Annotated in this window: 22 protein-coding genes; 9 read left to right on the top strand and 13 right to left on the bottom strand. The window is 65.5% G+C overall.

The annotated features are described in order from the left end of the window. The 6 genes from C100_RS38670 to pepN form a co-directional block, all read left to right on the top strand. Nucleotides 1–963: tRNA modification GTPase (locus tag C100_RS38670; protein ID WP_024020467.1), on the top strand; the 963-nt coding region annotated here is incomplete at its 5' end. A gap of 59 nt (nt 964–1,022) precedes the next feature. After that, complete coding sequence (mnmG, locus tag C100_RS38665; protein WP_024020466.1) at nt 1,023–2,873, top strand: tRNA uridine-5-carboxymethylaminomethyl(34) synthesis enzyme MnmG; 1,851 nt, start codon at nt 1,023–1,025, stop codon at nt 2,871–2,873. Beyond that, nucleotides 2,870–3,514, top strand: a complete 645-nt coding sequence (rsmG, locus tag C100_RS38660; RefSeq protein WP_024020465.1) for a 16S rRNA (guanine(527)-N(7))-methyltransferase RsmG — start codon at nt 2,870–2,872, stop codon at nt 3,512–3,514. The genes mnmG and rsmG overlap by 4 nt, the downstream gene beginning before the upstream one ends. Beyond that, nucleotides 3,511–4,293, top strand: a complete 783-nt coding sequence (locus C100_RS38655) for a ParA family protein (RefSeq protein WP_024020464.1) — start codon at nt 3,511–3,513, stop codon at nt 4,291–4,293. Before rsmG ends, C100_RS38655 begins: the two co-directional genes overlap by 4 nt. After that, entirely contained in the window at nt 4,290–5,219 is a 930-nt protein-coding gene (locus C100_RS38650; protein WP_024020463.1) for a ParB/RepB/Spo0J family partition protein, read from the top strand. The genes C100_RS38655 and C100_RS38650 overlap by 4 nt, the downstream gene beginning before the upstream one ends. A 170-nt stretch (nt 5,220–5,389) precedes the next feature. Then, nucleotides 5,390–7,990: an aminopeptidase N gene (pepN, locus tag C100_RS38645; RefSeq protein WP_024020462.1), complete on the top strand. Its 2,601-nt coding sequence runs from the start codon at nt 5,390–5,392 to the stop codon at nt 7,988–7,990. A 63-nt stretch (nt 7,991–8,053) separates the two neighbouring features. On the opposite strand, the gene C100_RS38640 is transcribed toward pepN, so the two are convergent. From C100_RS38640 to C100_RS38625, 4 genes are read right to left on the bottom strand one after another with little or no spacing between them, the layout of a single operon-like run. Beyond that, nucleotides 8,054–8,665: an ABC-type transport auxiliary lipoprotein family protein gene (locus C100_RS38640; RefSeq protein WP_024020461.1), complete on the bottom strand. Its 612-nt coding sequence runs from the start codon at nt 8,663–8,665 to the stop codon at nt 8,054–8,056. A 20-nt stretch (nt 8,666–8,685) separates the two neighbouring features. Further along, a complete protein-coding gene (locus tag C100_RS38635) occupies nt 8,686–9,648 on the bottom strand; it encodes an MlaD family protein (protein WP_024020460.1) in 963 nt (320 codons plus the stop codon). Between the two features lie 3 nt (nt 9,649–9,651). Then, the gene (locus C100_RS38630) at nt 9,652–10,527 is read right to left on the bottom strand and encodes an ABC transporter ATP-binding protein (RefSeq protein ID WP_024020459.1); all 876 of its coding nucleotides are present in this window, start codon (nt 10,525–10,527) and stop codon (nt 9,652–9,654) included. Next, a complete protein-coding gene (locus C100_RS38625) occupies nt 10,527–11,636 on the bottom strand; it encodes an MlaE family lipid ABC transporter permease subunit (RefSeq protein ID WP_024020458.1) in 1,110 nt (369 codons plus the stop codon). Before C100_RS38625 ends, C100_RS38630 begins: the two co-directional genes overlap by 1 nt. 98 nt (nt 11,637–11,734) lie before the next feature. On the opposite strand from C100_RS38625, the gene C100_RS38620 reads away from it, so the two are divergent. Further along, nucleotides 11,735–12,409: an HAD family hydrolase gene (locus C100_RS38620; protein WP_024020457.1), complete on the top strand. Its 675-nt coding sequence runs from the start codon at nt 11,735–11,737 to the stop codon at nt 12,407–12,409. Here the strand turns inward: C100_RS38620 and C100_RS38615 are convergent. The 3 genes from C100_RS38615 to C100_RS38605 form a co-directional block, all read right to left on the bottom strand. Beyond that, a complete protein-coding gene (locus C100_RS38615; protein ID WP_024020456.1) occupies nt 12,406–13,335 on the bottom strand; it encodes a 2-hydroxyacid dehydrogenase in 930 nt (309 codons plus the stop codon). The two genes, C100_RS38620 and C100_RS38615, sit on opposite strands and share 4 nt — an antisense overlap. Next, nucleotides 13,332–14,672 (bottom strand): cystathionine gamma-synthase family protein, encoded by a 1,341-nt coding sequence (locus C100_RS38610; protein WP_024020455.1) that lies wholly within the window; start codon nt 14,670–14,672, stop codon nt 13,332–13,334. The genes C100_RS38615 and C100_RS38610 overlap by 4 nt, the downstream gene beginning before the upstream one ends. A 186-nt stretch (nt 14,673–14,858) precedes the next feature. Then, nucleotides 14,859–16,175: a cation:proton antiporter gene (locus tag C100_RS38605; protein ID WP_024020454.1), complete on the bottom strand. Its 1,317-nt coding sequence runs from the start codon at nt 16,173–16,175 to the stop codon at nt 14,859–14,861. Between the two features lie 160 nt (nt 16,176–16,335). Here C100_RS38605 and C100_RS38600 point away from each other — a divergent pair, with 160 nt between their 5' ends. Further along, nucleotides 16,336–18,759, top strand: coding sequence for a ligase-associated DNA damage response DEXH box helicase (locus tag C100_RS38600; protein ID WP_024020453.1), 2,424 nt, complete (start codon nt 16,336–16,338; stop codon nt 18,757–18,759). Between the two features lie 68 nt (nt 18,760–18,827). Here C100_RS38600 and C100_RS38595 read toward each other — a convergent pair whose 3' ends face one another. Genes C100_RS38595 through gyrB form a run of 4 tightly spaced genes read right to left on the bottom strand, consistent with a single transcriptional unit; the run spans nt 18,828 to nt 23,204 of the window. Beyond that, entirely contained in the window at nt 18,828–19,568 is a 741-nt protein-coding gene (locus C100_RS38595; protein ID WP_024020452.1) for a DJ-1/PfpI family protein, read from the bottom strand. Between the two features lie 43 nt (nt 19,569–19,611). Continuing rightward, nucleotides 19,612–20,127 (bottom strand): hypothetical protein, encoded by a 516-nt coding sequence (locus tag C100_RS0124860; RefSeq protein ID WP_031309698.1) that lies wholly within the window; start codon nt 20,125–20,127, stop codon nt 19,612–19,614. After that, nucleotides 20,124–20,693 carry a DNA-3-methyladenine glycosylase I gene (locus C100_RS38590; RefSeq protein WP_024020450.1) on the bottom strand — a complete coding sequence of 190 codons (570 nt, stop codon included), beginning with the start codon at nt 20,691–20,693 and terminating at the stop codon, nt 20,124–20,126. The genes C100_RS0124860 and C100_RS38590 overlap by 4 nt, the downstream gene beginning before the upstream one ends. Before the next feature lie 3 nt (nt 20,694–20,696). Further along, a complete protein-coding gene (gene gyrB, locus C100_RS38585) occupies nt 20,697–23,204 on the bottom strand; it encodes a DNA topoisomerase (ATP-hydrolyzing) subunit B (RefSeq protein ID WP_031309697.1) in 2,508 nt (835 codons plus the stop codon). Nucleotides 23,205–23,290: 86 nt separating this feature from the next. On the opposite strand from gyrB, the gene C100_RS38580 reads away from it, so the two are divergent. Then, a complete protein-coding gene (locus C100_RS38580) occupies nt 23,291–23,806 on the top strand; it encodes a hypothetical protein (RefSeq protein ID WP_024020448.1) in 516 nt (171 codons plus the stop codon). Nucleotides 23,807–23,863: 57 nt separating this feature from the next. Here C100_RS38580 and C100_RS38575 read toward each other — a convergent pair whose 3' ends face one another. Both C100_RS38575 and C100_RS38570 read right to left on the bottom strand, forming a co-directional pair. Next, complete coding sequence (locus C100_RS38575) at nt 23,864–24,370, bottom strand: DUF1993 domain-containing protein (RefSeq protein ID WP_031309696.1); 507 nt, start codon at nt 24,368–24,370, stop codon at nt 23,864–23,866. A 10-nt stretch (nt 24,371–24,380) separates the two neighbouring features. Next, nucleotides 24,381–25,568, bottom strand: coding sequence for a hypothetical protein (locus C100_RS38570; RefSeq protein WP_031309695.1), 1,188 nt, complete (start codon nt 25,566–25,568; stop codon nt 24,381–24,383). Nucleotides 25,569–25,571 lie beyond the last annotated feature (3 nt).

The following is a 25,571-nucleotide window of genomic DNA, read 5'->3' as shown; positions in this document are numbered from 1 at the left end:
GCGGGCGAATTCACCCGCCGCGCCTTTGCCCATGGCCGAATGGACCTGAACGCCGTCGAGGGACTGTCGGACCTGCTCGCCGCCGAAACCCAGGGCCAGCGCCGCGCCGCCCTGTTGATGGCGGAGGGGCATTTTTCCCGCCGGATCGATGGCTGGCGCGCCGCCCTGCTCGACCTGTCCGCCATGGCCGAAGCCGCGCTCGATTTTTCGGATGAGGATGATGTGCCTGACAGCGCGATCGAGGCGCGGATCGGGGACGGCATCGCCGCGCTGGCGCGCGAGGTGGGGACGATGCTTGCGGCGCCATCGGCCGAGCGGCTGCGCGACGGGGTGCGGGTGGTGCTGGCGGGACCGCCCAATGCCGGCAAGTCGACCCTGCTCAACGCACTGGTCGGGCGCGAGGCGGCGATCGTCTCCGACATTGCCGGCACGACCCGCGACCGGATCGAAGTGCCGGCTGCGATCGGCGGGACGGCATTCCTGTTCACCGATACGGCGGGCCTGCGCGGCGAAGCCGGCGACGCGATCGAAGCGATCGGTATCGACCGCGCCCACGCCGCGCTGGCGGCGGCGGACATCATCCTCTGGCTGGGCGACGCGGCCGACCTGCCCCGCGCGGACGCGATCCTGATCGCCGCCCAGTGCGATCGCGCCGCGCCCGACCGACCGGGCCTTCGCCTCTCCGCCCGAACGGGGGAGGGGATGGATGCGCTGGTCGCGCTGTTGCGCGAACGATCCGCCGCGCTGCTGCCGGGGGAGGGCGACTATGCGCTGCACCGGCGCCAGCGCGAAGGGGTTGCGGCGGTGCGCGATCATCTTCACGCCGCCGGCGCTCAGTCCGACCTGCTCGTCGCGGCGGAGGAGTTGCGCCTCGCCCGCGCCGCGATTGACGCGCTGACCGGCCAGGCCGGAACCGAGGATATGCTCGACCGTCTCTTCGCGGGTTTCTGCATCGGTAAATGAGCGATGTTCCACGTGGAACGCTTTTGACCTTGGCGCCCCGAATCTGATAAGGGCGCGCTATGCGAACAAGCTATGATGTGATCGTGGTCGGTGGCGGCCACGCCGGCTGCGAGGCGGCTGCGGCGGCGGCGCGCAAGGGTGCGTCGGTGGCGCTGCTCACCTTTGACCGGCAGACGGTCGGCGCCATGTCCTGCAACCCCGCGATCGGCGGATTGGGCAAGGGCCATTTGGTCCGGGAAGTCGATGCGCTCGACGGGCTGATCGGCCGCGCTGCGGATGCGGCGGCGATCCATTATCGAATGCTCAACAGCAGCAAGGGCGCGGCCGTCCAGGGGCCGCGCATCCAGGCGGACCGCACCCGCTACCGCGCCGCCATTCACGCAATGCTGGACGCGCAGCCCGGCCTCGCCATCGTCGAGGGCGAAGCGAGCGCGTTGATCCTTGATGGCGAAGCGGTGGCCGGTGTCGCGCTTGCCGACGGCGGTGCGCTGATGGCGCCCGCCATCGTGCTGGCGACCGGCACATTTCTGGGCGGCAAATTGTTTCGCGGCGATGAGCGGGAGACCGGCGGCCGCGTCGGCGAGCGCGCTGCGACGCGTCTGGGCGAACAGCTTCGCGCGGTCGGCCTGCCCATCGCCCGGCTCAAGACCGGCACGCCCCCGCGGCTCGACGGGCGCGCCATCGACTGGGCGCGGCTCGAAACCCAGCCATCGGACGGGGAGGGGTGGACCATGTCGCCGCTCACGCCCGCGCGCATTCTACCCCAGCTTGCCTGCGCCATCACCCGGACCAACGACCGCACCCATCAGATCATCCGCGACGGCCTTGGTCGGTCGCCTTTGTTCAGTGGTGCGATCGAGGGGCGGGGGCCGCGCTATTGTCCCTCGATCGAGGACAAGGTGCTGCGCTTCGGCGATCGTGACGGGCATCAGATTTTCCTCGAACCCGAAGGATTGGACGGTCCGCTCGTCTATCCCAACGGCATCTCCACCTCGCTGCCGACCGACGTGCAGCTGGAGATGGTCCGTTCGCTGCCGGGGCTGGAGCAGGTCGAAATCGTCGTTCCCGGTTATGCCGTCGAATATGACCATGTCGATCCGCGCGCGCTCGACGCCACGCTGGAAGTGCGGGCGGTGCCCGGCCTCTTCTGCGCGGGACAGATTAACGGCACCACCGGCTATGAGGAGGCCGCCGCCCAGGGACTGGTTGCCGGCGTCAATGCAGCGGCGCGCGCCCGTGGCGACGTCGCCATGATCCTCGACCGGGCCAGCTCCTATATCGGCGTGATGATCGACGATCTCGTTCTCCAGGGCGTGACCGAGCCTTATCGGATGCTGACGGCGCGGGCGGAATATCGCCTGCGCCTGCGCGCGGACAATGCCGAAACGCGGCTCGGTCCGGTCGGCCTTGCCCGTGGCATCATCGGCGCGGTGCGCGCGGCGCGGCTGACGGAACGCGCCATGCAGCGCGAACTGATCGAGGCCGATATGGCCCGACCGATGAGCGCTTCGGAACTGGCGCGGGCCGGCGCATCGGTGCGACAGGATGGCGCGCGCCGCAGCCTGTTCGATTGGGCGCGCTTCCCGGAGATGGACAAGGCGCTGCTGCTCGACCTCGCGCCGGCCTTGCGAGACGCTCCGGCGGACCTGCGCGCCGAGATATTGGAGGATGCCCATTACGCCCCCTATCTCCAGCGGCAGGATGCGGAGATTGCAGAGCTACGCCGCAATGAGCGCGTCCTGATCCCCGCCGATTTCGATTTCCGCGCAATCGGCGGCCTGTCGACCGAGATGATCGAACGGCTCGACGCGGCTCGGCCGGATACGCTCGCCGCCGCCGCGCGCATCCGTGGCATCACGCCGGCGGCGCTTGCCGCCATTCTCGTCCATGTCCGGCGGGAGGCCGCGTGAGCGAGGAAGAAGCGCGCGCCTGGCTTCAGGCGCAGTTCGACGTTCCACGTGAAACATGGGACCGGCTGGAGCGCTATGTCGCCATCCTCCTGTCCGCCATGGATGAGCAGAATCTGATTGCCGAATCGACCCGCCCCCATGTCTGGGCGCGGCATATCGTCGACTCCGCCCAGTTGCTCTCTCGTGCCGGCACAGCGGGCGAAGGGGACTGGATCGACCTCGGGTCCGGGGCCGGCCTGCCGGGCATCGTCCTCGCCTGCCTGTCCGAACGGCCGTTGCTGATGGTCGAATCCCGCCGCAAGCGGATCGACTTTCTGGAGTCCGTCGTGGCCGATCTGGGCATCGGTCATGCCCGTGTCTTTGGCGGCCGGGTCGAAGCCGTGCCCGCCTGCCACGCCGCCGTCATCAGCGCCCGCGCTTATGCGCCGCTCCCCCGACTGCTCGCCTCCGCCCTGCATCTCACCAATAAAAAGACCCTATGGGTGCTGCCAAAGGGACGAAATGCGCAAAATGAACTGGAGGCGACGCGCCCGGCATGGCAAGGTGTGTTTCACGTGGAACCCAGTGTGACGGATGCCGACAGCGCCATCATCGTCGCGCACTCCGTCACCGCCGCCGGCCAGAGGAAGCATCGCCCATGATCCGTATCGCCATCGCCAACCAGAAGGGAGGGGTGGGCAAGACCACGACCGCGATCAACCTTGCGACCGGCCTCGCCGCCACTGGCCTGCGGGTTTTGCTGGTCGATTTCGATCCGCAGGGTAACGCTTCGACGGGCCTTGGCGTCGGTCAGGCCGAACGCGAACGGTCCAGCTATGACCTGCTGGTCGGCAATTGCGGGCTGGACGACACGATCGTCACCACCCGCGTGCCGAAGCTCGATCTGGTGCCCGCGACCCAGGATCTTTCCGGCGCGGAAATCGAGCTGATCGAATATGAGGAGCGCACCCATCGCCTGGAGCGGGTGCTGTCCGAAGCGCAGCCCGGTCGCTGGGACATCTGCCTGATCGACTGCCCGCCTTCGCTCGGCCTGTTGACGATCAACGCCATGGTCGCGGCGCAATCCTTGCTCGTGCCGCTCCAGTGCGAATTTTTCGCGCTGGAAGGTCTGTCGCAATTGCTGCTGACGGTGGAGCGCATCCGGGGCCGTTTCAATCCTGGCCTGTCGATCATGGGCGTCGCGCTCACCATGTATGATCGCCGCAATCGCCTGACGGACCAGGTGGCCGACGACGTCCGCGCCTGCCTTGGCGACCTGGTCTTCACTACGGTGATTCCGCGCAATGTGCGCCTGTCCGAAGCGCCCAGCCATGGCGTGCCGGCCCTGATCTACGACTTCCGCTGTTCGGGATCGGAAGCCTATATGCGTCTCGCGCGTGAGCTGATTGCGCGCCTGCCCCGACAGGAGGTTGCCGCTTGAGCGACGAAACGACCGACAAGCCGAAGATTGCCAAGCGTCCCCAGGGTCTGGGCCGTGGACTGTCCGCCCTGCTGGGCGATGTCGCGCGCGAAGAACCGGTCGCCTCCACTGCGCCGCAGCCCAATGGCAAGGCGGTGCAGGGGATTGAGGTGGCGTTGATCCATCCGCATCCCGAACAGCCGCGCCGCCATTTTGACGAAGGCGCGTTGCAGGAACTGGCCGACAGCATCGCCAAGCGCGGCGTCATCCAGCCGATCATCGTGCGCCCCCATGGCGGCGGCTTTCAGATCATCGCCGGTGAACGCCGCTGGCGCGCGGCGCAACGCGCCCAGCTTCATCGCATTCCGGCAATCGTCCGCGATTTCGATGAGCAGGAAACGCTCGAAATCGCGCTGATCGAAAATATCCAGCGCGAGGATCTCAACCCGATCGAAGAGGCGGAGGCCTATCGCAAGCTGATCGCGGAATTTCACCATAGCCAGGAAGCGCTCGGCCGCATCGTCGGCAAGTCGCGCAGCCATGTCGCCAATCTGATGCGCCTGCTGGAACTGCCCCGGCCTGTGCAGGATCAGGTGATGCACAATCGGATCAGCATGGGCCATGCCCGCGCGCTCATCGGCGCGCCCGATTGCGAGCGGCTGGCGCAGCAGGTGGAGGATAAGGGGCTGTCGGTCCGCGATACCGAACAGCTTGTGCGGCGGGTCAAGACCGGCGCCGACGTCCCCGCAACCAAGCGCGGGACCGGCGGCGCGAAGGACAAGGACCCCGACATCGCGGCGCTGGAACAGCATCTGGCCGACATATTGGGGCTGAAGGTCGAAATCGCCCATGACGGGGCATCGACCGGCGGCATCCTGTCGATGCGCTATTCCAACCTCGACCAGCTCGACATGCTGTGCCAGCGGCTGTCGGGCGAGCGGATCTAGGCGGGGCCACACACCCCTTCATTAGTCGTCCGCTGCGAAGTTCGGCGCAGCCTGAACCGCGCAAATCGGCGGCTGCGCCCGACTTTGCCATGCGCCACTCGCGCGAAGTTTCGTGCGCTCGCAATCCGAAGCCACTGGTCTTTTGTCGGGCCTCTCCCTAGGTTGCCGGCATGGCCGACATGCACTCCACCACCGCCGCCGCTCCCGCTGTCATTCGCCGCGCCGATTATCAGGCGCCCGACTGGCTCGTCCCCGACATCGCGCTCGATTTCGATCTCGACCTGGCGCTGACCAGGGTGCGCGCGACGCTATCCGTCGCGCGCAATGGCGATCATGATCGGCCGCTGCGGCTCGATGGCGATGGCCTCGTTCCGCTGGCGGTGCGCGTCGATGGCCGCCCGCTGGACGAGGCGGAATGGCATCTGGAAGCCGGCGCGCTCATCATCGCGCTGCCCGGCGGCGAGCATGAGGTCGAAACGCTCGTCGAGCTGGCGCCCGAAAGCAACAGCAAGCTGATGGGCCTCTATGCCAGCGGCGGCCTGCTGTGCACACAGTGTGAGGCCGAAGGCTTCCGCCGCATCACCTTCTTCCCCGACCGCCCCGACGTGCTGTCGCGCTACAGCGTGACCATGGCGGCGGACAAGGCCCGCTTCCCGATCCTGCTGGCCAATGGCGATCCGGTCGAACAGGGCGATCTGGACGGTGGCCGTCACTGGGCGCGCTGGAATGATCCCTTCCCCAAGCCCTGCTATCTGTTCGCGCTCGTTGCCGGCGACCTTGCCTGCAACGCCGACAGCTTCGTGACGATGAGCGGCCGGACCGTGCAGCTTGGCATCTGGGTCAAGCAGGCCGACCTGCCGCGCACCGCCCACGCGATGCAGGCGCTCAAGAACAGCATGGCCTGGGACGAGCGCGTCTATGGCCGCGAATATGATCTCGACGTGTTCAACATCGTCGCCGTTGCCGACTTCAACTTCGGCGCGATGGAGAATAAGGGCCTTAACATCTTCAATTCCCGTTATATTCTGGCGGACCCCGAAACCGCGACCGACATCGATTATGACGGGGTGGAAGGCGTCGTCGCGCATGAATATTTCCACAACTGGTCGGGCAACCGCGTCACCTGCCGCGACTGGTTCCAACTGTCGCTGAAGGAAGGCTTCACCGTCTTTCGCGACCAGAATTTCTCCGCCGACATGGGCTCTCACGCGGTCAAGCGGATCGAGGATGTCCGCATCCTGCGCGCCGGTCAGTTTCAGGAGGATAGCGGCCCGCTCGCCCATCCGGTTCGGCCGGAAACCTATATGGAGATCAGCAACTTCTACACGGCGACCATTTATAATAAGGGGGCGGAGCTGATCCGCATGATGGCGCTGATGCTCGGCCCGGAACGCTTCCGGGCGGGGACCGATCTCTATTTCGACCGGCATGACGGTCAGGCCGCCACCTGCGAGGATTTCGTCCTCGCCATGGAGGAAGGAGGCGGCATCGACCTGACCCAGTTCCGCCTCTGGTATGAGCAGGCGGGCACGCCCCATGTCCGCGCGCTGCTGTCGCATGATCCGGTGGCGCAGAGCGTCGAACTGACGCTGGAGCAGATGGTGCCGCCCACGCCCGGCCAGCCCGACAAGCAACCCATGGCGATCCCGCTGCGCACCGCCTTGTTCGATCCGGCGACCGGCGCCCATCATGGCGACGAACTGCTGATGCTGGACGAAGCGCGGCAAAGCTTCACCTTCGCCGGCTTTGCCAGCGCGCCGGTCCTGTCGATCAATCGCGGCTTTTCCGCGCCCGTCATCGTCGAGACCAACCGCAGCCAGGACGATCTCGCCTTTCTTTCGGCCCATGACGATGATCCCTTCGCCCGCTATGAGGCGATGCAGCAGTTGATGGTCAATGTGCTGATCGGCCGCATTGGCGGCCGGCTAGTGGAGGATGATGCGGTGGTCGCCGCGATCCGTCACATCGTGGCCGATCCAACGCTCGACCCGGCCTTTGTCGCCGAAGCGATCCGCCTGCCGAGCGAAGCCTATCTGGGTGACCAGATGCAGCAGGTCGATCCCGATGCGATCCATGCTGCCCGCGATTCGCTTCAGCGCAAGATCGGCGCCGACCTTGAATCGCTCTGGCGCGATGTCCATGCCGGGACCAAGGCCAATGGCTTTTCCCTCTCTTCCGCGGCCAAGGGCGCGCGGAAACTGCGCAACGCCGCGCTGCATTTCCTGGTGGCGTCGGGCGCGCAGGACGGCCCCGCCATCGCCTTCGACCAGTTCAGCGAGGCGGACAATATGACGGAGCGGCAGGCGGCGCTCGGCACGCTTGCCAATGGCGCCAGTGCGCAGCGGGTGGCGGCGCTCGACATTTTCTACAACCGCTATTCCGCCGATGCGCTGACGCTCGACAAATGGTTTCAGACCCAGGCCTTCGCCTTCCATCCCGACACGGTCGACCTGGTCGAGGAACTGGGGCGGCACAAGGATTTCACCCTGTCCAACCCGAACCGGGTGCGATCCCTCTATGGCGCCTTCGCCGGCAATCAATGGGCGTTCCACCATCGATCGGGCAAGGGCTACCGGCTGGTCGCCGATTGCATCATCGCGCTCGACAAGCGCAATCCGCAAACCGCCGCGCGCCTCGTGCCGCCGCTCGGCCGCTGGAAGCGGTTCGATGACGCACGCGCCGCGTTGATGCGTGGTGAATTGCAGCGCATCCTGGCCGAACCCGGTCTGTCCAAGGATGTGACCGAGCAGGCAAGCAAAAGCCTGGATTGACAAGCCCTCGCTTGCTTCGAGCCGACACGCCAGGCGGCGGCGGCTCGAAGCAAAGGACGGGGCTTATTCCTTCACGGCGGCCGCCCAGGCGGCGACATCGGCCGCGACCTTGTTCGCGGCGGCATTGAGCGGCGTGCCGACGGTGTCCGCCTCGATCTTCGCGCCCACGGGCACGCTGGCGGTAAAGCGCTGGCGCGCCAGCGCGACGCCGTTGGGCGTCGTCAGCATCGCGTCATAGGTCACGACCGCGCTCTGCCGGGCCGCGTCGATGGTGAAGTCGATCAGTTCGCCCGACAGGCGCTGGCCGCCATCGCCCGAAAACTGGCCCGCATCCAGCACGACGCGATCGGTCGTCGCGGAGATCGTCTCGGCCAGCAGGCGGCGGAACATATGGCGCGGCGTGTCCGACCACTGCACCTTGGTCACATAGGCGACCGATGTCGGGCTGGTCTTCACCGGTATGCGCACGGTGTCCAGCATCTTGGGCGCTTCGGGTTCGGTCACGATCAGGGTGCGCCCGCCGCCAGCCACGCGCGCGGAGCCGGCCGGCACCTTTTGCGCTGCATCGAGCGAGAGCAGGCGTTCAGGCGGCTTCGCGCCAAAGGATACGCAGCCCGACAGGAGGAAGGCCGCCGCCAGCGCCATGGGGACGCCTTGTGGTTTCGCGTGGAACATACGCCTCATCCTTCTCATCATCATGGCTTGTAATCGGGCAATTTGGGCGACCCGACGATCGAACCCGCGCCCTGCTGATCCAGCTTTTCGGCGACCCCGCGGAAGGCGCGCGACATTTCGCGCAGGTCGCGGACCAACTGGTTGACTTCCGGCATGGTCTGGTTGCTGAAGCTGTCGATACCCGGCTGCGCCTCGCCAATGGTCTTGTCGAGCGTGTCGATGCTGCGGGTCGCCGCCTGCACCGTCTTGCGCAGGTCGGTCATCAGCGGCTTGCCCTGATCGTTCAGCAGCGAATCGGTCGTGGCGGCCAGCTTGCCGATCTGTTCCACCGCAACGCCGGTGCGTTGCACCGCGATGCGCGCTTCCGCCAGCGTGGCCGCGATTTCCGGGCTGCGATCGGCCAGTGCGCCCGACACCCGCTCGACATTGGCCAAGATGCTCGCGATCGATTGCTGGTTCTTGTCATTGAGCAATTCGGTCAGCCGTTCGGTCAGAGTCGACAGCCGCTCCAGCAGTTGCGGCGCATTGTTGAGCAGTTCGCCCAGCGCACCCGGCTTGGTCGGGATCACCGGCACGTCGTCGGGGCAGACCGCCGTGGCATTGCGCGTCGGACAGACGATCGGCGGGGCGCCCTTGACCGCGCCGTCCAGCACGATCTCGCTGACCCCGGTGAAGCCGACGCCCTGAATGGTCGCGGTCGTGCCCTGAAGCACCGGCGTCCCGTCGCGCACCGAAATGCGCACCTTCACAAAGCTGGGGTCGCGCTTCCAAAGTTCGATCTTTTCGACCTGCCCCGAAGGCACGCCCGAATAATTGACCGACGATCCCTTGGCGAGGCCGTTGACCGACTGTTTGAAGAAGATGTCATATTCCTTGTTGTCGCCCTGCGACAGGCGCGAAAACCAGAAAGCGGCGATCATGACCGCGGCCAGCAGCAATAGCGTGGCCGTGCCCACCAGCACATGATTGGAGCGGGTTTCCATATCCTATCGCCTTCCATCCGGCGGCGTCGACGCCGCCTTGTTCTTTTCGCGTTCGACCGCGGCCGTGGCTGCGCGGCCGCGCGGGCCGTTGAAATATTCCTGGATCCAGGGGTGATCGGTCGCCAGCAACTCGGCGATCGTGCCTACCGCAATCACCCGCTTGTCCGCCAACACCGCCACCCGATCGCAAATCGAATAAAGCGTATCGAGATCATGCGTAATCAGGAAGACGGTAAGGCCCAGCGTCTGTTGCAGCCGCCGGGTCTGGTCGTCGAAGGCCGCTGCGCCGATCGGGTCGAGCCCGGCGGTGGGCTCGTCGAGGAACAGCAGGTCCGGGTCCAGCGCCAGCGCCCGGGCAAGGCCGGCGCGCTTTCTCATGCCGCCCGACAGTTCCGCCGGATATTTGGGTCCGGCCTCTGCCGGCAAGCCGGTCATGCGGATCTTGTAGGCCGCGATTTCGTCGCGCAGGGCCGGCCCGATATTGGGATAATATTCGCGGATCGGCACCTCGACATTTTCGGCCACGGTCAGCGTGGAAAACAGCGCGCCACCCTGGAACAACACGCCCCAGCGTTTGCGGATCGCCAGCGCCTCATCGTCGTTCAGTTCCCCGATCATCGATTTGCCAAAGACGCAGATGTCGCCCGCGTCGGGGTTCTGCAAGCCGATGATCGCGCGCATCAGAACCGACTTGCCGGTGCCGGACCCGCCGACCACGCCCAATATCTCGCCCTTGCGAACGTCGAGATCGAGATTCTCGTGCACGACCTGATCGCCGAAGCTGTTCCGCAAGCCGCGGACTTCGATCGCGATATCGCTCCGCTCGACGGCCTCGTCGATCCGGTTTTCCTCGGCCTGCTGCGCATCCACCTCGCTCATCAATTCCACCCGACCCAGGTGAAGAAGACGGCGAAGAAGGCATCGATCACGATCACCAGGAAAATCGCCTGCACCACCGCGGCGGTGGTGCGCAGGCCGACCTCTTCCGCATTCGCCTTGACCTGCATCCCCTGGTAGCAGCCCGCCAGCGCGATGATGACGCCAAAGACCGGCGCCTTGATCAGGCCGACCCACAGGTCGGTGATCGGCACGACTTCGCGCAATCGCTGGACGAAGGTGATGGGTGGAATGTCGAGGGAGACCGCGCACAGAAAGCCGCCGCCGATAATCGCGACGATCGAGGAATAGAAGCCGAGCAGCGGCATCATCACCACCACGGCCAGCGTGCGCGGCAGCACCAGCGCCTCCATCGGCGAAACGCCGATCGTGCGCATCGCGTCGATTTCCTCGGTCAATTTCATCGTGCCGAGCTGCGCGGCAAAAGCGGAGCCGGACCGGCCCGCAACCATGATCGCGGTCATCAGCACGCCCAGTTCGCGGAAGGTGAGGCGGCCGACCAGGTTGATGGTCAGCATTTCCATGCCGAACTGGCGCAACTGGACCGAACCCTGCTGGGCGATCACAATGCCGATCAGGAAACTCATCAGGCCAATGATGCCCAGGGCGGAGACGCCGACTACCTCGAATCGCTGAACCACCGCATTGACGCGGAACCGGCTCGGGTGGCGAATCAGTGCCCAGGTCGTGACCAGGCTCGCGCCGAAAAAGCCCAGCAGGCCGAACAAGGTCGATCCGGCATTGGTGACCGCTTCGCCGATCTGGCCTACCACACGCTTCCAGGGCGGGGCATGATCGGGGCGGATCGTCACCGGCTCGTCCAGTTGGCCTACCGCCTCGATCAGGCGACGGGCGTCCTCGTTCGCACCGACAATGTCCGCGCCCAGCCGTGCGGCCGTGCGGTGCACCGTCCAGGCGCCGATCGTGTCGATATGATCCACCTGCGACAGGTCGATGGCGCGCACTGCGTCCTGATACCCATCAAGGCGGGCGGGCAGGTCATGGAGGCACGCTATGGCCAGGTTTCCCGAAAGCCGAATTACCGTGCCGTCATCGCCCATTTCTTCTGCAAGGTCGGCGGCTTTGTTCATCAAGTCGGTTTAGTGGTCCATTATCGGTTGCACGGCAAGCCGAAACGGCCCATCCGCAAGCCAGAACGAAGGGCTCGCGCAAAAGTTTCGGGAACGGCATGACGCACAAGTTGGCGATCTACGATATGGACCGCACGGTCACGTTCAAGGGCACTTATACCGGCTTCCTGATTCACGTCGCGCGCGCGATGGCGCCATGGCGGTTGCTGCTTTTCCCCTGCGTCATCCTGTTGATGCTGGCCTATGTGCTCAAGCTCATCACGCGCCAGCGGCTCAAGGAACTCAATCAGGCGCTGATGATCGGCTATCATGTCGAGCGGGCGAAATTAATGCCCCATGTCGAAAGCTACGCCGACAAGGTGATGGCGACAAATTTGCGCCGGGGCGCGGTCGCGCAAATCGCCCGCGACCGGGCCGACGGCTATCGGCTGGTGCTCGCTACCGCGTCCTACCGCCTCTATGTCGAACCGATCGCACGGCGGCTGGGCTTCGACGCGGTAATCGCCACCGACCATTTGAGCCAGGATCTGCGCTATGTCCGCGCGAAGATCGCGGGAGAAAATTGCTATGACACGGGCAAGCTGCGCATGATCAAGGCGTGGATGGCGGCCGAGGCGATCGACCGCGCCCATGCCCATGTCCGCGCTTATTCGGACCATGTGTCGGACGCGCCGATGCTGGAATTTGCCGATCTGCCTTTCGCGTCCAACCCGCACAAGCCGCTGGCGAAGCTGGCGGCGGCGCGCGGCTGGACCCGGGTCGACTGGGACTAGATCACCGGAGCGGGCAGCGGCTGCCCCGCGAAATGGGCGGCGAGATTGGCCTTGAGCATCTGCGCCATCTGACTGACGGCTTCCTGGGTCGCACCGCCGATATGCGGCGTCAGCACGACGTTGGGAACATCCGCCCAGCGCGCCGGGTCGGTCGGTTCGGGATCGAACACGTCCAGCGCCGCGCCGCCCAGCCGTCCCGCCTTCAGCGCATCGACCAACGCCGCCTCGTCCACCAACTGGCCGCGCGCAACATTGACCAGCAGCCCGTCCGGCCCAAGCGCGTCGAGAATCGCGGCGTCGATCATCCCGCGATTATCCGCCTGCGCTCGCGCCGCGACCACCAGCATGTCGCTGTCCTTCGCCAGCGCGGCCAGACTGTCGGCGCGGGGCCAGGGCAGGCCCGGCTTGTCGCGAGGCCCCCACCAGCCGATCCGCATCTTCATCGCCTGCGCCCGTTCCGCCGTGGCGATGCCGATCGCGCCCATGCCGACAATGCCCAGCCGCGCGCCGCCCATCGACCGCGTGATCGTCTTGGCCTGCGCGGTCCAAAGCCCTGCGCGCAACTGGCGGTCGCCCGCGACGATCCAGTGGCGATGGGCCAGCATCAGGCCGATGGCATGGTCGGCGACATCCTGCGCATTGACGTTGCCGGCATGGGCGACGGCGATCCCGCGTGCGCGCGCCAGGTCCAGGTCGACCCCGTCATAGCCCACGGTGAAGCAGGCGATGAGGCCAAGATGCGGCATCGCGGCGATCAGCGCGGGGTCGAGCCGGAACTCCCCGGCCGTCACCAGCGCCTGCGCCGCGCCGGCCTGCGCCCGCCCGTCATCCTCCCAGAGCATCCTGACGTCATAATCAGCCGTCAGCAGGCCGAGCAACGGCGCCAGATGCGGCTGGGCGATGAGGATAATCGGGCGCGCGCTCATGCGATCTGCCGCAGCGCCTGGGCGAAGTCCGCGATCAGGTCGTCCGCATCCTCGCAGCCGATCGAGATGCGCACCATATTATTGCCGATCGCCAGCGCCTTCTTCCGCTCCGCCGGCACGGACAAATGGGTCATCGCGGCGGGGTGGCTGGCCAGCGTCTCGGTCCCGCCCAGACTGACCGCCAGCTTGGCGATCTTGAGCGCGTCGAGAAAGGCGAAGGCCTCCGCCTCGCCGCCCTTGAGGTAGAGCGAGAAGGTCGATCCCGCGCCCGAACAATGGCGGCGGTAGATGTCGGCCTGCCGTTCTGTTTCCGGGAAGCCGAGATAGACGACCTTTTCCACCTGCGGCTGGTCGCGCAGCCAGGCGCAGACCTTTTCCGCATTCTCGCCCGCCCGGCTCATCCGCAGTTCCAGCGTCTCCAGCGACCGCAGCAGCATCCAGGCGCTGTGCGGATCGAGGATGGTGCCGATGGTGTTGCGCATCAGCCGAATGATGTTGATGAGCGCGTTGCTGCCCAGCACCCCGCCCGCGACCAGATCGCTATGGCCGCCGGCATATTTGGTGAGGCTGTAGATGACCAGGTCCGCGCCATGGGCGAGGGGCTTGTGCCACAACGGGCCGAGGAAGGTGTTGTCGATGGCGATCGGCGGCACATGGCTCGCCCCGGCAAAGGCCGAGTCGCGCCGCGCGACCACCGCGTCCAGATCGACCAGCACATTGGTGGGATTCGCCGGGCTTTCCAGATAGATCATGGCGATGCGGCCCAGCCCCTTCGCCTGGTCGATCACCGCGCCAATCTCCTCGGGCGTGGCGCCTGCGGGAAAATCGAGCCACTGCACGCCGAAGCGGCCAAGGATGCGCCCGATCAGCGATTCGGTCGCGGCATAGAGCGGCGCAGAATGCACGATCACATCGCCCGGCTGGACCAGAGCGAGCAGGGTTGTGGCGATGGCCGACATGCCGCTGGAAAAGAGCAGCGCATCCTCCGCCTCTTCCCACACCGACAACCGGTCCTCGCAAATTTCCTGATTCGGCCCATTGAAGCGCGAATAGACCAGCCCCTCCGCACCGCCGGGACGGATGCCCGTCACCCCCTCGAAGTGCCGCTTGCCCGCCGCCGCGCTTTCGAACGCGAAGGTGGAGGTGAGGAAGATCGGGGGTTTGAGCGATCCTTCGGACAGGGTCGGGTCATAGCCATGGCCCATCATCAACGTGGCGGGCTTCAGCTTGCGGCCGTCAATCTCCATGATCGGCGGCTTGGGGCGGCGGCGGTTGCCGCTCGGCTCCACGCCGGTCAGATCGGCTTCGGACAGGTCGGATGGGGTCTCGCCGGGCATGTCATTCTCCTGCTTGGGGGCGGCATCTGCTGCGCCGCTCGTCATGGCCGGACTGTAGCGCAGGACCGGGTGCAGGGGCCAGAGGGCAGCGACATAATCTTACGCGGGGGCGTATGAATGTTTCCAACCCATCTTTACCGATTCCCCTTGTAGGCGCGGGCATTTTTCCAAATTCTGAGGCTTGGCTCACTTGTTCGCCCCTTCGCCGAGGATACCGATCTTATGATAGTGGCGGGCGAGCCTATCCAGCGCGGGCGTAACGAGAATCCCGTGCATCAGGATTGACGCGCCCACGATCAGCCCCAGCGTGCCCCACAGGCTATATTCATATTCGAAAGCCCCATGATTGAGGCCGTAGCTGAGATAATAGACCGACCCCAGGCCTCGGATGCCGAAAAACGCGATGATCGCAAGTTCAAGTCGGGGGCGCTTCACGCCCAGGAGGCTGATCCAGCCAGCCAGCGGCCGGATTATCAGCAGCATGATCGCGGCGAACAATATTTCTTTCCATCCGATGCCATTGAGCAGACCCGCCGCAAGCATGCCGCCAAACATCAATAGCAATAACATCATCAACAATCGCTCGGCTTCGTCCGCGAAATCATGCAGGCGCTTGTTGAAGTCATGCCCCTGCGCCGCACGACGGATCATCAACCCGGCGACGAAGACGGCAAGAAAACCATAGCCGTGCGCGAACTCAGCAGCGCTGTACACAACCAGCGTGGCGCCGAGCGCGATGAAGCCATCGCCGGTTTTCGACAGGCGGGCTTCATCGGGAAGGCGGTAGATGACCCACCCGATCAGCCAGCCTAGTGCGGCGCCGACCGCCAGCCCCGCCGTCAACTTCCAAAGCACGTCCTGAAGCACCCAGCGGGTGAAAATATGTATATCAAGGCCGCCCATGGCGGCGATCGCAACAGCCAGATGGATAAAGGGAAAGGCCAGCGCGTCATTCAGCCCCGCCTCGCTGGTCAGGGCGAACTTCGCTTCGGCTTCCTCTTCATCCTCGTCATGTTTGATCTGCACATCGCCTGCCAACACGGGATCGGTCGGCGCGAGCGCGCCGCCAAACAACAGGGCAGTGGCAAGGCCGAGGCCAAGAAGCTGGTGCCCGACCAGCATCACCACGATGATCGTGATCGGCATGGCGATGCTGAGCAGTCGCCAGGTGACGCCCCAGCGTTTCCAACCGACGACGCGCTCGATCTTGAGTCCTGCGCCCATCAGCGACACGATGACGATGAGTTCCGTCGCACGTTCGACCAGGGTCGGCGTCTTTTCTGGATGGGGAGCCCAGCTTGCGAAAGGCTCCACCGAGAACAAGATCGTGCCAATTGCCACGCAGACGATAGGAAGCGACAGGGGCAGGCGCTTGAGCAGGATCGGCAGCCATGCGACCAGCAGGACCATGCCGCCCAGGCCAAACAGGATGGCGAAATAATGCTCCTCGATCTTCGGCGCCTCCGCGGCAAGAACGGCAGCTTCCGAAAGAAAGGGAATCAAGGGCAACTCCTAAAGGGGCGAAAGCAGATCACCTGGATATAGGGACGCTTGGTCCGGCGGACCGTTCCCGCCCGCGTCCCATCCGGCCAAGGCTTTCTCGCGAGCGCCGGCTTGCCGCCCCGCCTTCCCCCATCGCCCCACGCACCCTACATCTGTCCCGATGCCCGCCGCGCTCCCCTCCATCCTTGCCAATTGGTTCGCCGCGCGCGGGTGGCGGCCGCGGCGGCATCAGGTGGAGATGCTGGATGTCGCGCAGCGGGGCGACCATGCGCTGCTCGTCGCGGCGACCGGGGCGGGGAAGACGCTCGCGGGCTTCCTGCCGACGCTCACTGACCTGATCGCAAATCCGGCCGACGGCCTTCACACCCTGTACGTCTCGCCCCTGAAAGCGCTGGCGGTCGATGTGCGGCGCAACCTGCTCACCCCGATCGAGGAGATGGGCCTGCCCATCCGGGTCGAAACGCGCACCGGCGACACGCCGTCCGATCGCAAGGCGCGCCAGCGCGTCCGGCCGCCGCAGATCTTGCTCACCACGCCCGAATCGCTCTCCTTGCTGCTCAGCTATCCTGACTCGGCGATCATGTTCGCGGACCTCAAGACCGTGATCGTTGATGAGGTCCATGCCTTCGCGACGCAGAAGCGCGGCGACTTGCTCAACCTGTCCATGGCGCGGTTGCAGGCGATCAATCCGGCGCTGCGCCGGGTGGCGCTGTCCGCGACGGTGGCGGACATCGACGCCTATCGCGCCTGGCTGGCGCCCGATGGCGACATCAATGTCGTGACGCCGGTGCTGGGCGAACAGGGCGCCGACCCCAATGTCGCCATCCTGATCCCGGAAGGGCGCGTCCCCTGGTCGGGCCATTCGGGCAAATATGCCGCGAAACAGGTCATGGCGGAAATCGAGTCGCGCCGGACGACTTTGGTCTTCTGCAACACGCGCGGGCTGGCCGAACTCATTTTTCAGTCCCTCTGGTCGGCCAATGACGCCAACCTGCCCATCGCCATCCACCATGGCAGCCTGTCGATCGAGGCGCGGCGCAAGGTGGAAAGCGCGATGGCGGCGGGCAAGCTGCGCGCGCTCGTCGCCACCGCGTCGCTCGACCTGGGCGTCGATTGGGGCAATGTCGACTGCGTGATCCAGATGGGCGCGCCAAAGGGCAGCTCGCGCCTGCTCCAGCGCATCGGCCGCGCCAATCACCGGCTCGACTGCCCCAGCGAAGCGGTGCTGATCCCCGGCAATCGCTTCGAATATCTGGAGGCGCGCGCCGCGCTCGATGCGGTCGAGGCGGGAGAGCGCGACGCCGACGATTTCCGCCCCGGCAGCCTCGACGTGCTGGCGCAGCATGTCATGGGCCTCGCCTGCGCCGGGCCGTTCCGCGCCGAAGACCTGCTGGCCGAAATCCGATCGTCCACCCCCTATAGCGCCCTGACGGCGGAGGCGTTCGACCATGTGCTGCATTTCATCGAAGGCGGCGGCTACGCCCTGCGCGCCTATGATCGCTTCAAGCGGCTGACGCAGGAGGCGGACGGCCAAGGCAATGTGCTTTGGCGCGTGTCGCACCCCCGCTTCGTCCAGCAGCATCGGCTGAATGCCGGCATCATCGTCGATCAGCCCGCGCTCGCCGTCCGGTTCGCCAATGGCCGCAAGCTGGGCACGGTGGAGGAGGGGTTCGCCGCCACCTTGCGGCCGGGCGACAGCTTCTTCTTCTCCGGCATGGCGCTGGAGGTGGTGCGCGTGGACATCAGCGACCTGGTGGTGCGTGCGACAGCGAAGCAGGCGCGCATCCCCAGCTGGGGCGGTACGCGCATGGCGATGTCGACGCGGCTGGCCGATCGGGTGCGGCATTTTCTGGCCGAGCCGGAAGCCTGGCACCGTTTCCCCGAAGATGTGCGCGAATGGCTGGAGATGCAGAAGCTACGCTCCGCCCTGCCGCAGCCGGGTCAGCTGTTGATCGAGACCTTCCCGCATGAAGGCCGCCATTATCTGGTCTGCTATAGTTTCGAAGGCTGGAACGCGCACCAGTCGCTGGGGATGCTCCTGACCCGGCGGATGGAGAGCCAGGGGCTGATGCCGCTGGGCTTCGTTTCCAACGACTATGCGCTGGCGGTCTATGGCATGAAGCCGGTCACTGATCCTCAAAGCCTGTTTTCGGCCGACATTCTCGACCATGAATTTATCGACTGGGTCGAACAGTCGAGCCTGCTCAAGCGCGCCTTCCGCGACGTGGCGGTGATCTCCGGCCTGATCGAACGGCAGCATCCGGGCAAGCGCAAGACCGGGCGGCAGGTCACGTTCTCGACCGACCTCATCTACGACGTGCTGCGCAAATATCAGCCCGATCATCTGCTGCTCAAGGCCGCCTGGGCCGACGCCCGCGCGCGCATGACCGATGTGGGGCGGCTGGGCGACCTGATCGACCGGGCTGCGACGACGATGCTGCACATCGCGCTCGACCGCGTCAGCCCGCTGGCGGTGCCGGTGCTGATCCTGATCGGCCGCGAGCAAGTAGCGCAAAGCGCCGCGGAGGACGCGCTGCTGATGGAGGCCGAGGCGCTGGTGGCCGAAGCGATGCGGGCCGACTGAGGCCCAGAGCATCGTGCGGGAAAGTGGGAACCGGTTTGCCGCAGAAAAGAATGCGGCAACAAATGACTCTAGCCCAGCCCGCTCATCGCGGCGAAGGGATCGTCGGTCGGATCGTCATGCCAGCGATATTCGGCGCGATTGGCCACCCAATGCGCCATGTCCTTGCCATAGAGCTTCGCGATCAGCGCCAGCGCCATGTCGATGCCGGCGGAAATCCCGGACGACGAGATATATTTTCCATCCTCGACCCACCGCGCCTTGGGCAGCCAGATCACTTTGGCGCCCTGGGCCGTCGCCCATTGCCACGCCATTTTGTTGCTGGTGGCCTTCACCCCGTCGAGCAGCCCGGTTTTTGCCAGAACGGCCGACCCGGTGCAGACCGTCGCGACCTGCGGAGTCGCTTCCGCCAGGTTTTTCACCGCCTCCAGGAAGGCGGGATTGTTGACCTCCCTCCTGGTCCCGGAACCGCCGGGGATCATCACGATGTCCAGCTTGGGTGCATCGGCGAAGCTGACGTCCGCGATCGTCGCCGGCCCGGTGCGGCTCGTCACCGGTCCGGCCTTGTCCGCAATCAGCACCGTTGAAATGCGATCGTTGATCATGCCGAACATTTCGAGCGGCCCGAATATGTCGAGCAGTTCAAACCCTTCGAACACGACCATACCGAGCATCTTTTTCGGCCCCGTGGGGGGCACAGGCGGCTCGCGCAAACTCTGGGAGGCCGCCGGCCCGGACAGTCCGGCGGCTGCCAGCGCGCCCGTCGCCATCAGCAACGCGCGACGGGATGAATGGACAGGGTGGTCGCTCATGGTTTCGCACGCCCTTTCTAAACGCCGACCTTCCACAGGACGATCAGGGACGATTTTCCCACAGGTCGTCGCGCACGCCGCCACACCCTTTCAGCGTGCCTTGCCCGAAGCTGATCTGCACCCGGTCGGACCAGATGGCGTCGCTCATCCCGTCGCTGCATGGTCCTTCGCTCACCGTCATGGTGAAGCCATCGCCCTGATAGCGAAGCGTGCGCCGGTCCTGGCTCGCGTGCACGGTAAAGCGCATCGGCGGCTTGTCCGGCCGCTCCAGCGTCGCGATCGATCCTCGCACCGTCACCGCCCAGAAGGGCTCGGTCCCGATCGCGCGATAATCCGGCTCGGCGACCGACGGCGCATGTGTTTCACGTGAAACCAATGGCTTGGGCCTGGACGCGGGCAGGGGCGGCGGCGTGGATGTGTCGGGTTCGCTGTCGTTCATAACGGGTGCGACAGGCGCTGTGATAGGGGCCTTCACAGGCGCGGCGTCGTTGCCGGCAGGTGGCGTGTCTCCGCAGGCGGTGAGCAGGGCAGGCGCCAAAAGCCAGCCCGCCTGCCTCATGCCGCCAGCGGGCTCCGGCGGAAACAGGTCGTGGCATGGTCATTCACCATGCCCGTCGCCTGCATCCAGGCATAGACGATGGTCGGCCCGACAAATTTGAAGCCACGCGCCTTCATATCCTTGGAAATGGCGGCGGACAGGGGCGTATGGGCTGGCACGGTCACACCGTCGCCCTGGACCGGCCGGTCATCGACGAAGGACCAGGCATAAGCGGCAAAATCCTCCCCTGCCTCGCGCATCGCGCAAAATATGCGCGCGCCCATGATCGTCGCCTCGATTTTCGCCCGCGCCCGCACGATGCCGGGATCGCCCATCAGCCGCTCGACATCGCCCACGCCGAACGCCGCCACCGTGTCAGGATCGAAACCGGCGAAGGCGGCGCGAAACCCCTCGCGCTTGCGCAAGATTGTGATCCAGGAGAGGCCGGCCTGAAACCCCTCCAGCATCAACATTTCCCAGAGCATCCGCGAATCGCGCTGCGGCACGCCCCATTCCTCGTCATGATAGGCGCTGTAGAGCGGATCGCCCTGCGCCCAGAGACAGCGAGGCCGATCCGCGTCCGTCACACCTTACACGTCCAGATTGGCGACGTTCAGCGCATTGTCCTGAATGAAGTCGCGGCGCGATTCGACGACATCGCCCATCAACTGGGAGAAAACCTCGTCGGCAATATCGGCCTGCTCCACCTCGACGCGCAGCATGGAGCGATTGTCCGGGTCCAGCGTCGTTTCCCACAGCTGTTCCGCGTTCATTTCGCCCAGACCCTTGTAGCGCTGGATCGCCAGGCCCTTGCGCCCCGCCGTCAAAATCGCGTCCAGCAACTCGCTGGGTGACGTGATCATCGTGCCCTTGGTCGGAGCGGCGGGCAGATCGTCCTCGCCCGCTTCCTCGGCAGCCTGCGCGGCCTTCGCCGTGACCAGTCGGCTGGTGCTGCGATAGCTGCCGGCTTCCTCGCTGGCGATGGCGTGCAGCTTGCGCGCTTCGGCCGACCCGACGAAACCGCCCTCGATCACATGATGATCGGTCACGCCGCGCCATCGCCGCTCGAAATGAAAACCGCCTTCCTCGGCGATGCGGCCGGTCCAGCGCCCTTCGGCATCCTGGTCGTCCATCCAGGCGACGGTCGCGGCCAGCCGCTCGGCCTGCGCGGCGGTCGACAATTCGGGGTCCAGTGCGCCATTCAGGCTCAGCGCCTCGATGATGGCGGCATTATAGCGACGCGGCACATAGCGCATCACCGCGCGCATCCGCCGGCTATGCTCGATCAGGTGGCGCAGGTCATCGCCGCTGCGCGCGCCGCCGCTGGTTTCCAGCACCATCGTATCGACACCATTGTCGACCAGATATTGCTCCAGCGCCGCCTCATTCTTCAGATAGACTTCGGAACGGCCGCGCGTCGCCTTATAAAGCGGCGGCTGGGCGATATAGAGATGCCCCGCCTCGATGATCTGCGGCATCTGCCGATAGAAGAAGGTCAGCAGCAGGGTGCGGATATGCGCGCCATCGACGTCCGCGTCGGTCATGATGACGATCTTGTGGTAGCGCAGCTTTTCCAGGTTGAAATCGTCGCGGATGCCCGTGCCCATCGCCTGGATCAGCGTGCCGACTTCCTTGGACGACAGCATCCGGTCGAACCGGGCGCGCTCGACGTTCAGGATCTTGCCCTTCAGCGGCAGGATCGCCTGATTATGGCGGTTGCGCCCCTGCTTGGCCGATCCGCCCGCCGAATCGCCCTCGACCAGGAAGAGTTCGGACTTGGCGGGGTCGCGTTCCTGACAATCGGCCAGCTTGCCGGGCAGCGAGGCAATGTCCATCGCGCCCTTGCGCCGGGTCAGTTCACGCGCCTTCTTCGCCGCTTCGCGCGCGGCGGCGGCATCGATCACCTTCTGGACGATCATGCGCCCATGTTGCGGATTTTCCTCCAGCCACTCGGCCATCTTGTCCGCCATCAGGCTTTCGAGCGGCTGGCGCACTTCGGAGGAGACCAGCTTGTCCTTGGTCTGCGACGAGAATTTGGGGTCGGGCAACTTGACCGAGACGATCGCGGTCAGCCCCTCGCGCATATCCTCGCCGGTCAGGGAGACCTTCTCCTTCTTCAGCGCGCCCGACTTTTCCGCATAATTGTTGAGCGTACGGGTCAGCGCCGCGCGGAAGGCGGCGAGGTGGGTGCCGCCGTCGCGCTGCGGGATGTTGTTCGTGAAACACAGCACATTCTCATAATAGCTGTCATTCCACTCCAGCGCGACATCGATGGTGACATCGTCGCGCGTGCCCGTAATCGCGATCGGCTCGGGCATCATCGCCGCCTTGTTGCGGTCGAGATATTTGACGAAGGCGGCGATCCCGCCCTCGTAGAACAGCTCGATCTCCTTCTTTTCCTCATGCCGCGCATCGACCAGGAACAGGCGCACGCCGCTGTTGAGGAAAGCCAGCTCGCGATAGCGATGCTCCAGCTTTTCGAAGTCATATTCGGTATGATTTTTGAAAGTCGCGCCGTCGCCCGGCGCCTTTTCCATGCTGGCGAGGAAGGTGACGCGCGTCCCCTTCTTGCCCTCCGGCGCATCGCCGATGACCTCCAGCGGCGCGGTCGCGTCGCCATAGGCGAAGCGCATATGATGTTCCTTGCCGTCGCGCCAGATGTTGAGGTCCAGCCATTCGGACAGTGCATTGACCACCGATACGCCCACGCCATGCAGGCCGCCCGACACCTTATAGGCATTGTCGTCGCTGGTATTCTCGAACTTCCCGCCCGCGTGCAGCTGGGTCATGATGACCTCCGCCGCCGACACGCCTTCTTCCTTATGGATGCCGGTGGGGATGCCGCGGCCATTATCCTCGACGCTGACGGAGCCGTCGGGATTGAGGGTGATGACGATCTTGTCGCAATGGCCGGCCAGCGCCTCGTCGATCGCATTGTCCGACACCTCGAACACCATGTGATGCAGGCCGCTGCCATCGTCGGTGTCGCCGATATACATGCCGGGCCGCTTGCGCACGGCATCCAGCCCTTTCAGCACCTTGATGCTGTCGGCGCCATAATCATTGCTGTTGGGGGAATTTACCGGTTCTTCGCTCATGCCGAGCATATAGGGAAAGGCGCGCTGAAACTAAAGCGAAACATGGCGTCTTCCCCCCGGCCCCGGCCCGGTCTATCAGGCTTTCCATGCGCACCGTCCTGGCCCTGATGCTGCTCCCCCTTTTCTCGCTCGTCGCCTGTTCGAAGCGCAATGATGTCTATGAGGAACTGCCCAACAGTTCCGTCGTCGGCGCGCCGCGGGAAGATGTGCCGGAAAGCCGGATCGAATCCACGCTGGCCCGACCCGTGACGATTGGCGAGGACGGGTCGCGCCTCGACGCCTGTGGCGCGATGGGGCAGGTGACGCGGGCCGGTGGCGCGGGACTGGCCGTGCGGGCCGCTCCCTTCGCCGAAGCGCAGGAGGTTGCGCGCCTGGCAGAGGGCGGGCGGGCCTATGTCTGCACCCGCAGCATCGACCAGAAATGGCTGGGCGTGGTCGTTCCGCCGGCAGCGGTAGGCGCAGGGCCAGCGTCGGCGCCGGACAATGGAACGGACGCCGTCGATTGCGGCGTGTCATCCCCCGTGGAGAGCAAGCAGCCCTATGACGGCCCTTGCGTCAGCGGCTGGGTCGCCAGCGCCTATATTCGCCTGATCGCGGGATAAACTGCACGCAGGCGCGAAAGAGGCGGTATTCTCTCCCGACGCCCGCGCGAAAAACCCTTAGATCCCGCCGAGATAGTCGAGCTTGCCCAGCGGCACACCGGCCTTGCGCAGCAGCGCATAGGCGATGCCGACATGGAAATAGAAATTGGGCAGCGAGAAGGTCAGCACATGGCTGCGCCCGGTGAAGGGGATTTCACCACCCGGCACCTTGAGCACCACGGTCGCATCCTCGCGCCCGTCGATCCGATCGCGCGGCACCGCTTCCAGCAGGGCGATGGTCCGCGCGATCCGCGCCTGCATGTCCTCGAACGTCTGCTCGGTATCGGCCATCGCCACCGGCTCCAGTTCGCCCAGTCGCGTCACCGTGCCCTTGGCCGTGTCGCAGGCGGACTGGATCTGCGCCGTCAGCGGGTTCATGTCCTCGATCAGCCGGGCATCGGTCAGGGTCGCGGGGTCGATGCCCTTCTCCGCGGCAAAGGCGGCGCCTTTCTCCAGCAGCGCTGACAGGATGTTGAGGCCCCGGATGAAAACGGGCACGGTCAGGTCGTACAGCTCGGTCGCCACGCACATTCTCCTATTGGATGCCGGTGAAGACAAGCTTTTGCACGCGCCGGCCGGTGTTCACCTCGGTCGCATAGATATTGCCGGCGCTGTCGGTATCAATGCTGTGCAGCCAGGTAAATTGTCCCGCCTGCCGTCCCACCCGGCCGATCGCGCCCAGCACTTCATGGGTGGCGCGCTTCAATATCCAGATGCGCCCGTTCATCATGTCGGCGACATAGAGATAGGTTTGCTGCGGATCGGGCGAAAAGGCGATGTCGGTCACGGTATGGGTGCCCCCCGTTTCCGGCGCGATCAGCAGGTCGCGCACGAAGGTCAGGCCGCCATCCTTGTCCCGCTTGAACAGCTGTGCACGGTTGTTGTTGCGGTCGCAGACATAGAGATGCCCGTCTTTCGTCGGCACCACGCAATGGACGATGTCGGCGAAGGTCTGGGCCTTGGGATCGGCGACCTTGCCGGGATCGACGGCATGGCTCTGGTCGAAATCGCCGCTGCGCGTGGGAGCGACCGGCGGCTTGCCATAGGCGCCCCAACGCCCCTTATACGCATTGGACCGGCCGTCGAAACCGATCACCCGGCGGTTCACATAGCCGTCGGAAATCAGCACCATGCCGTCCGAATGATTGACGTCGGACGGATTGCCGAGCTGGTCGGTCGCGTCATTGCCGCCGGTCTTGTCCCGCTGGCCGAAGCGGCGCAGAAATTGCCCGTCCGCGCTATAGTTGAGCACGACATGGTCGCCCTTGCCATTGCCGCCGAACCAGACCGTGTTCGCCGCATCGACGAAAATACCGTGCAGGCTGGACGGCCACTGGTTGACGCCGTCGACGCTCGGCGCGCTCGCCGCGCCGCCCCAGCCGCCCAGATAGCGCCCGTCCTGCGCGAAATGCACCACCGGCGGCGCCGGCTTGCAGCAGACGGCGATAGGCGGCGTCTGCGCCAGCCCGGTGTCGGTGGCGGTCAGCGAGTGGGGGCGGTGGACCACCCAGACCGTATCGTCGGGCGCCACCGCCACGCCGCTGACCTGCCCCAGCAGCAAGTCGCCGGGCATGGCGGGCCAGGCGGCATCGACTTTGAAACGCGGCATCTTCGTGCCTTCGGGGGCGATCTGTTCGAATGCGAGCGGCGCCAGCGCCTGGTCTTGGGGGACGGACGCGGCGCAGAGCGCCAGCAGCAATGTGGGGGCGAGCAGGCGGATCATCAT

This window comes from Sphingobium sp. C100 (assembly GCF_000508185.1).
Classification (GTDB): domain Bacteria; phylum Pseudomonadota; class Alphaproteobacteria; order Sphingomonadales; family Sphingomonadaceae; genus Sphingobium.
This window is presented reverse-complemented; position numbering and strand designations above follow the sequence as displayed.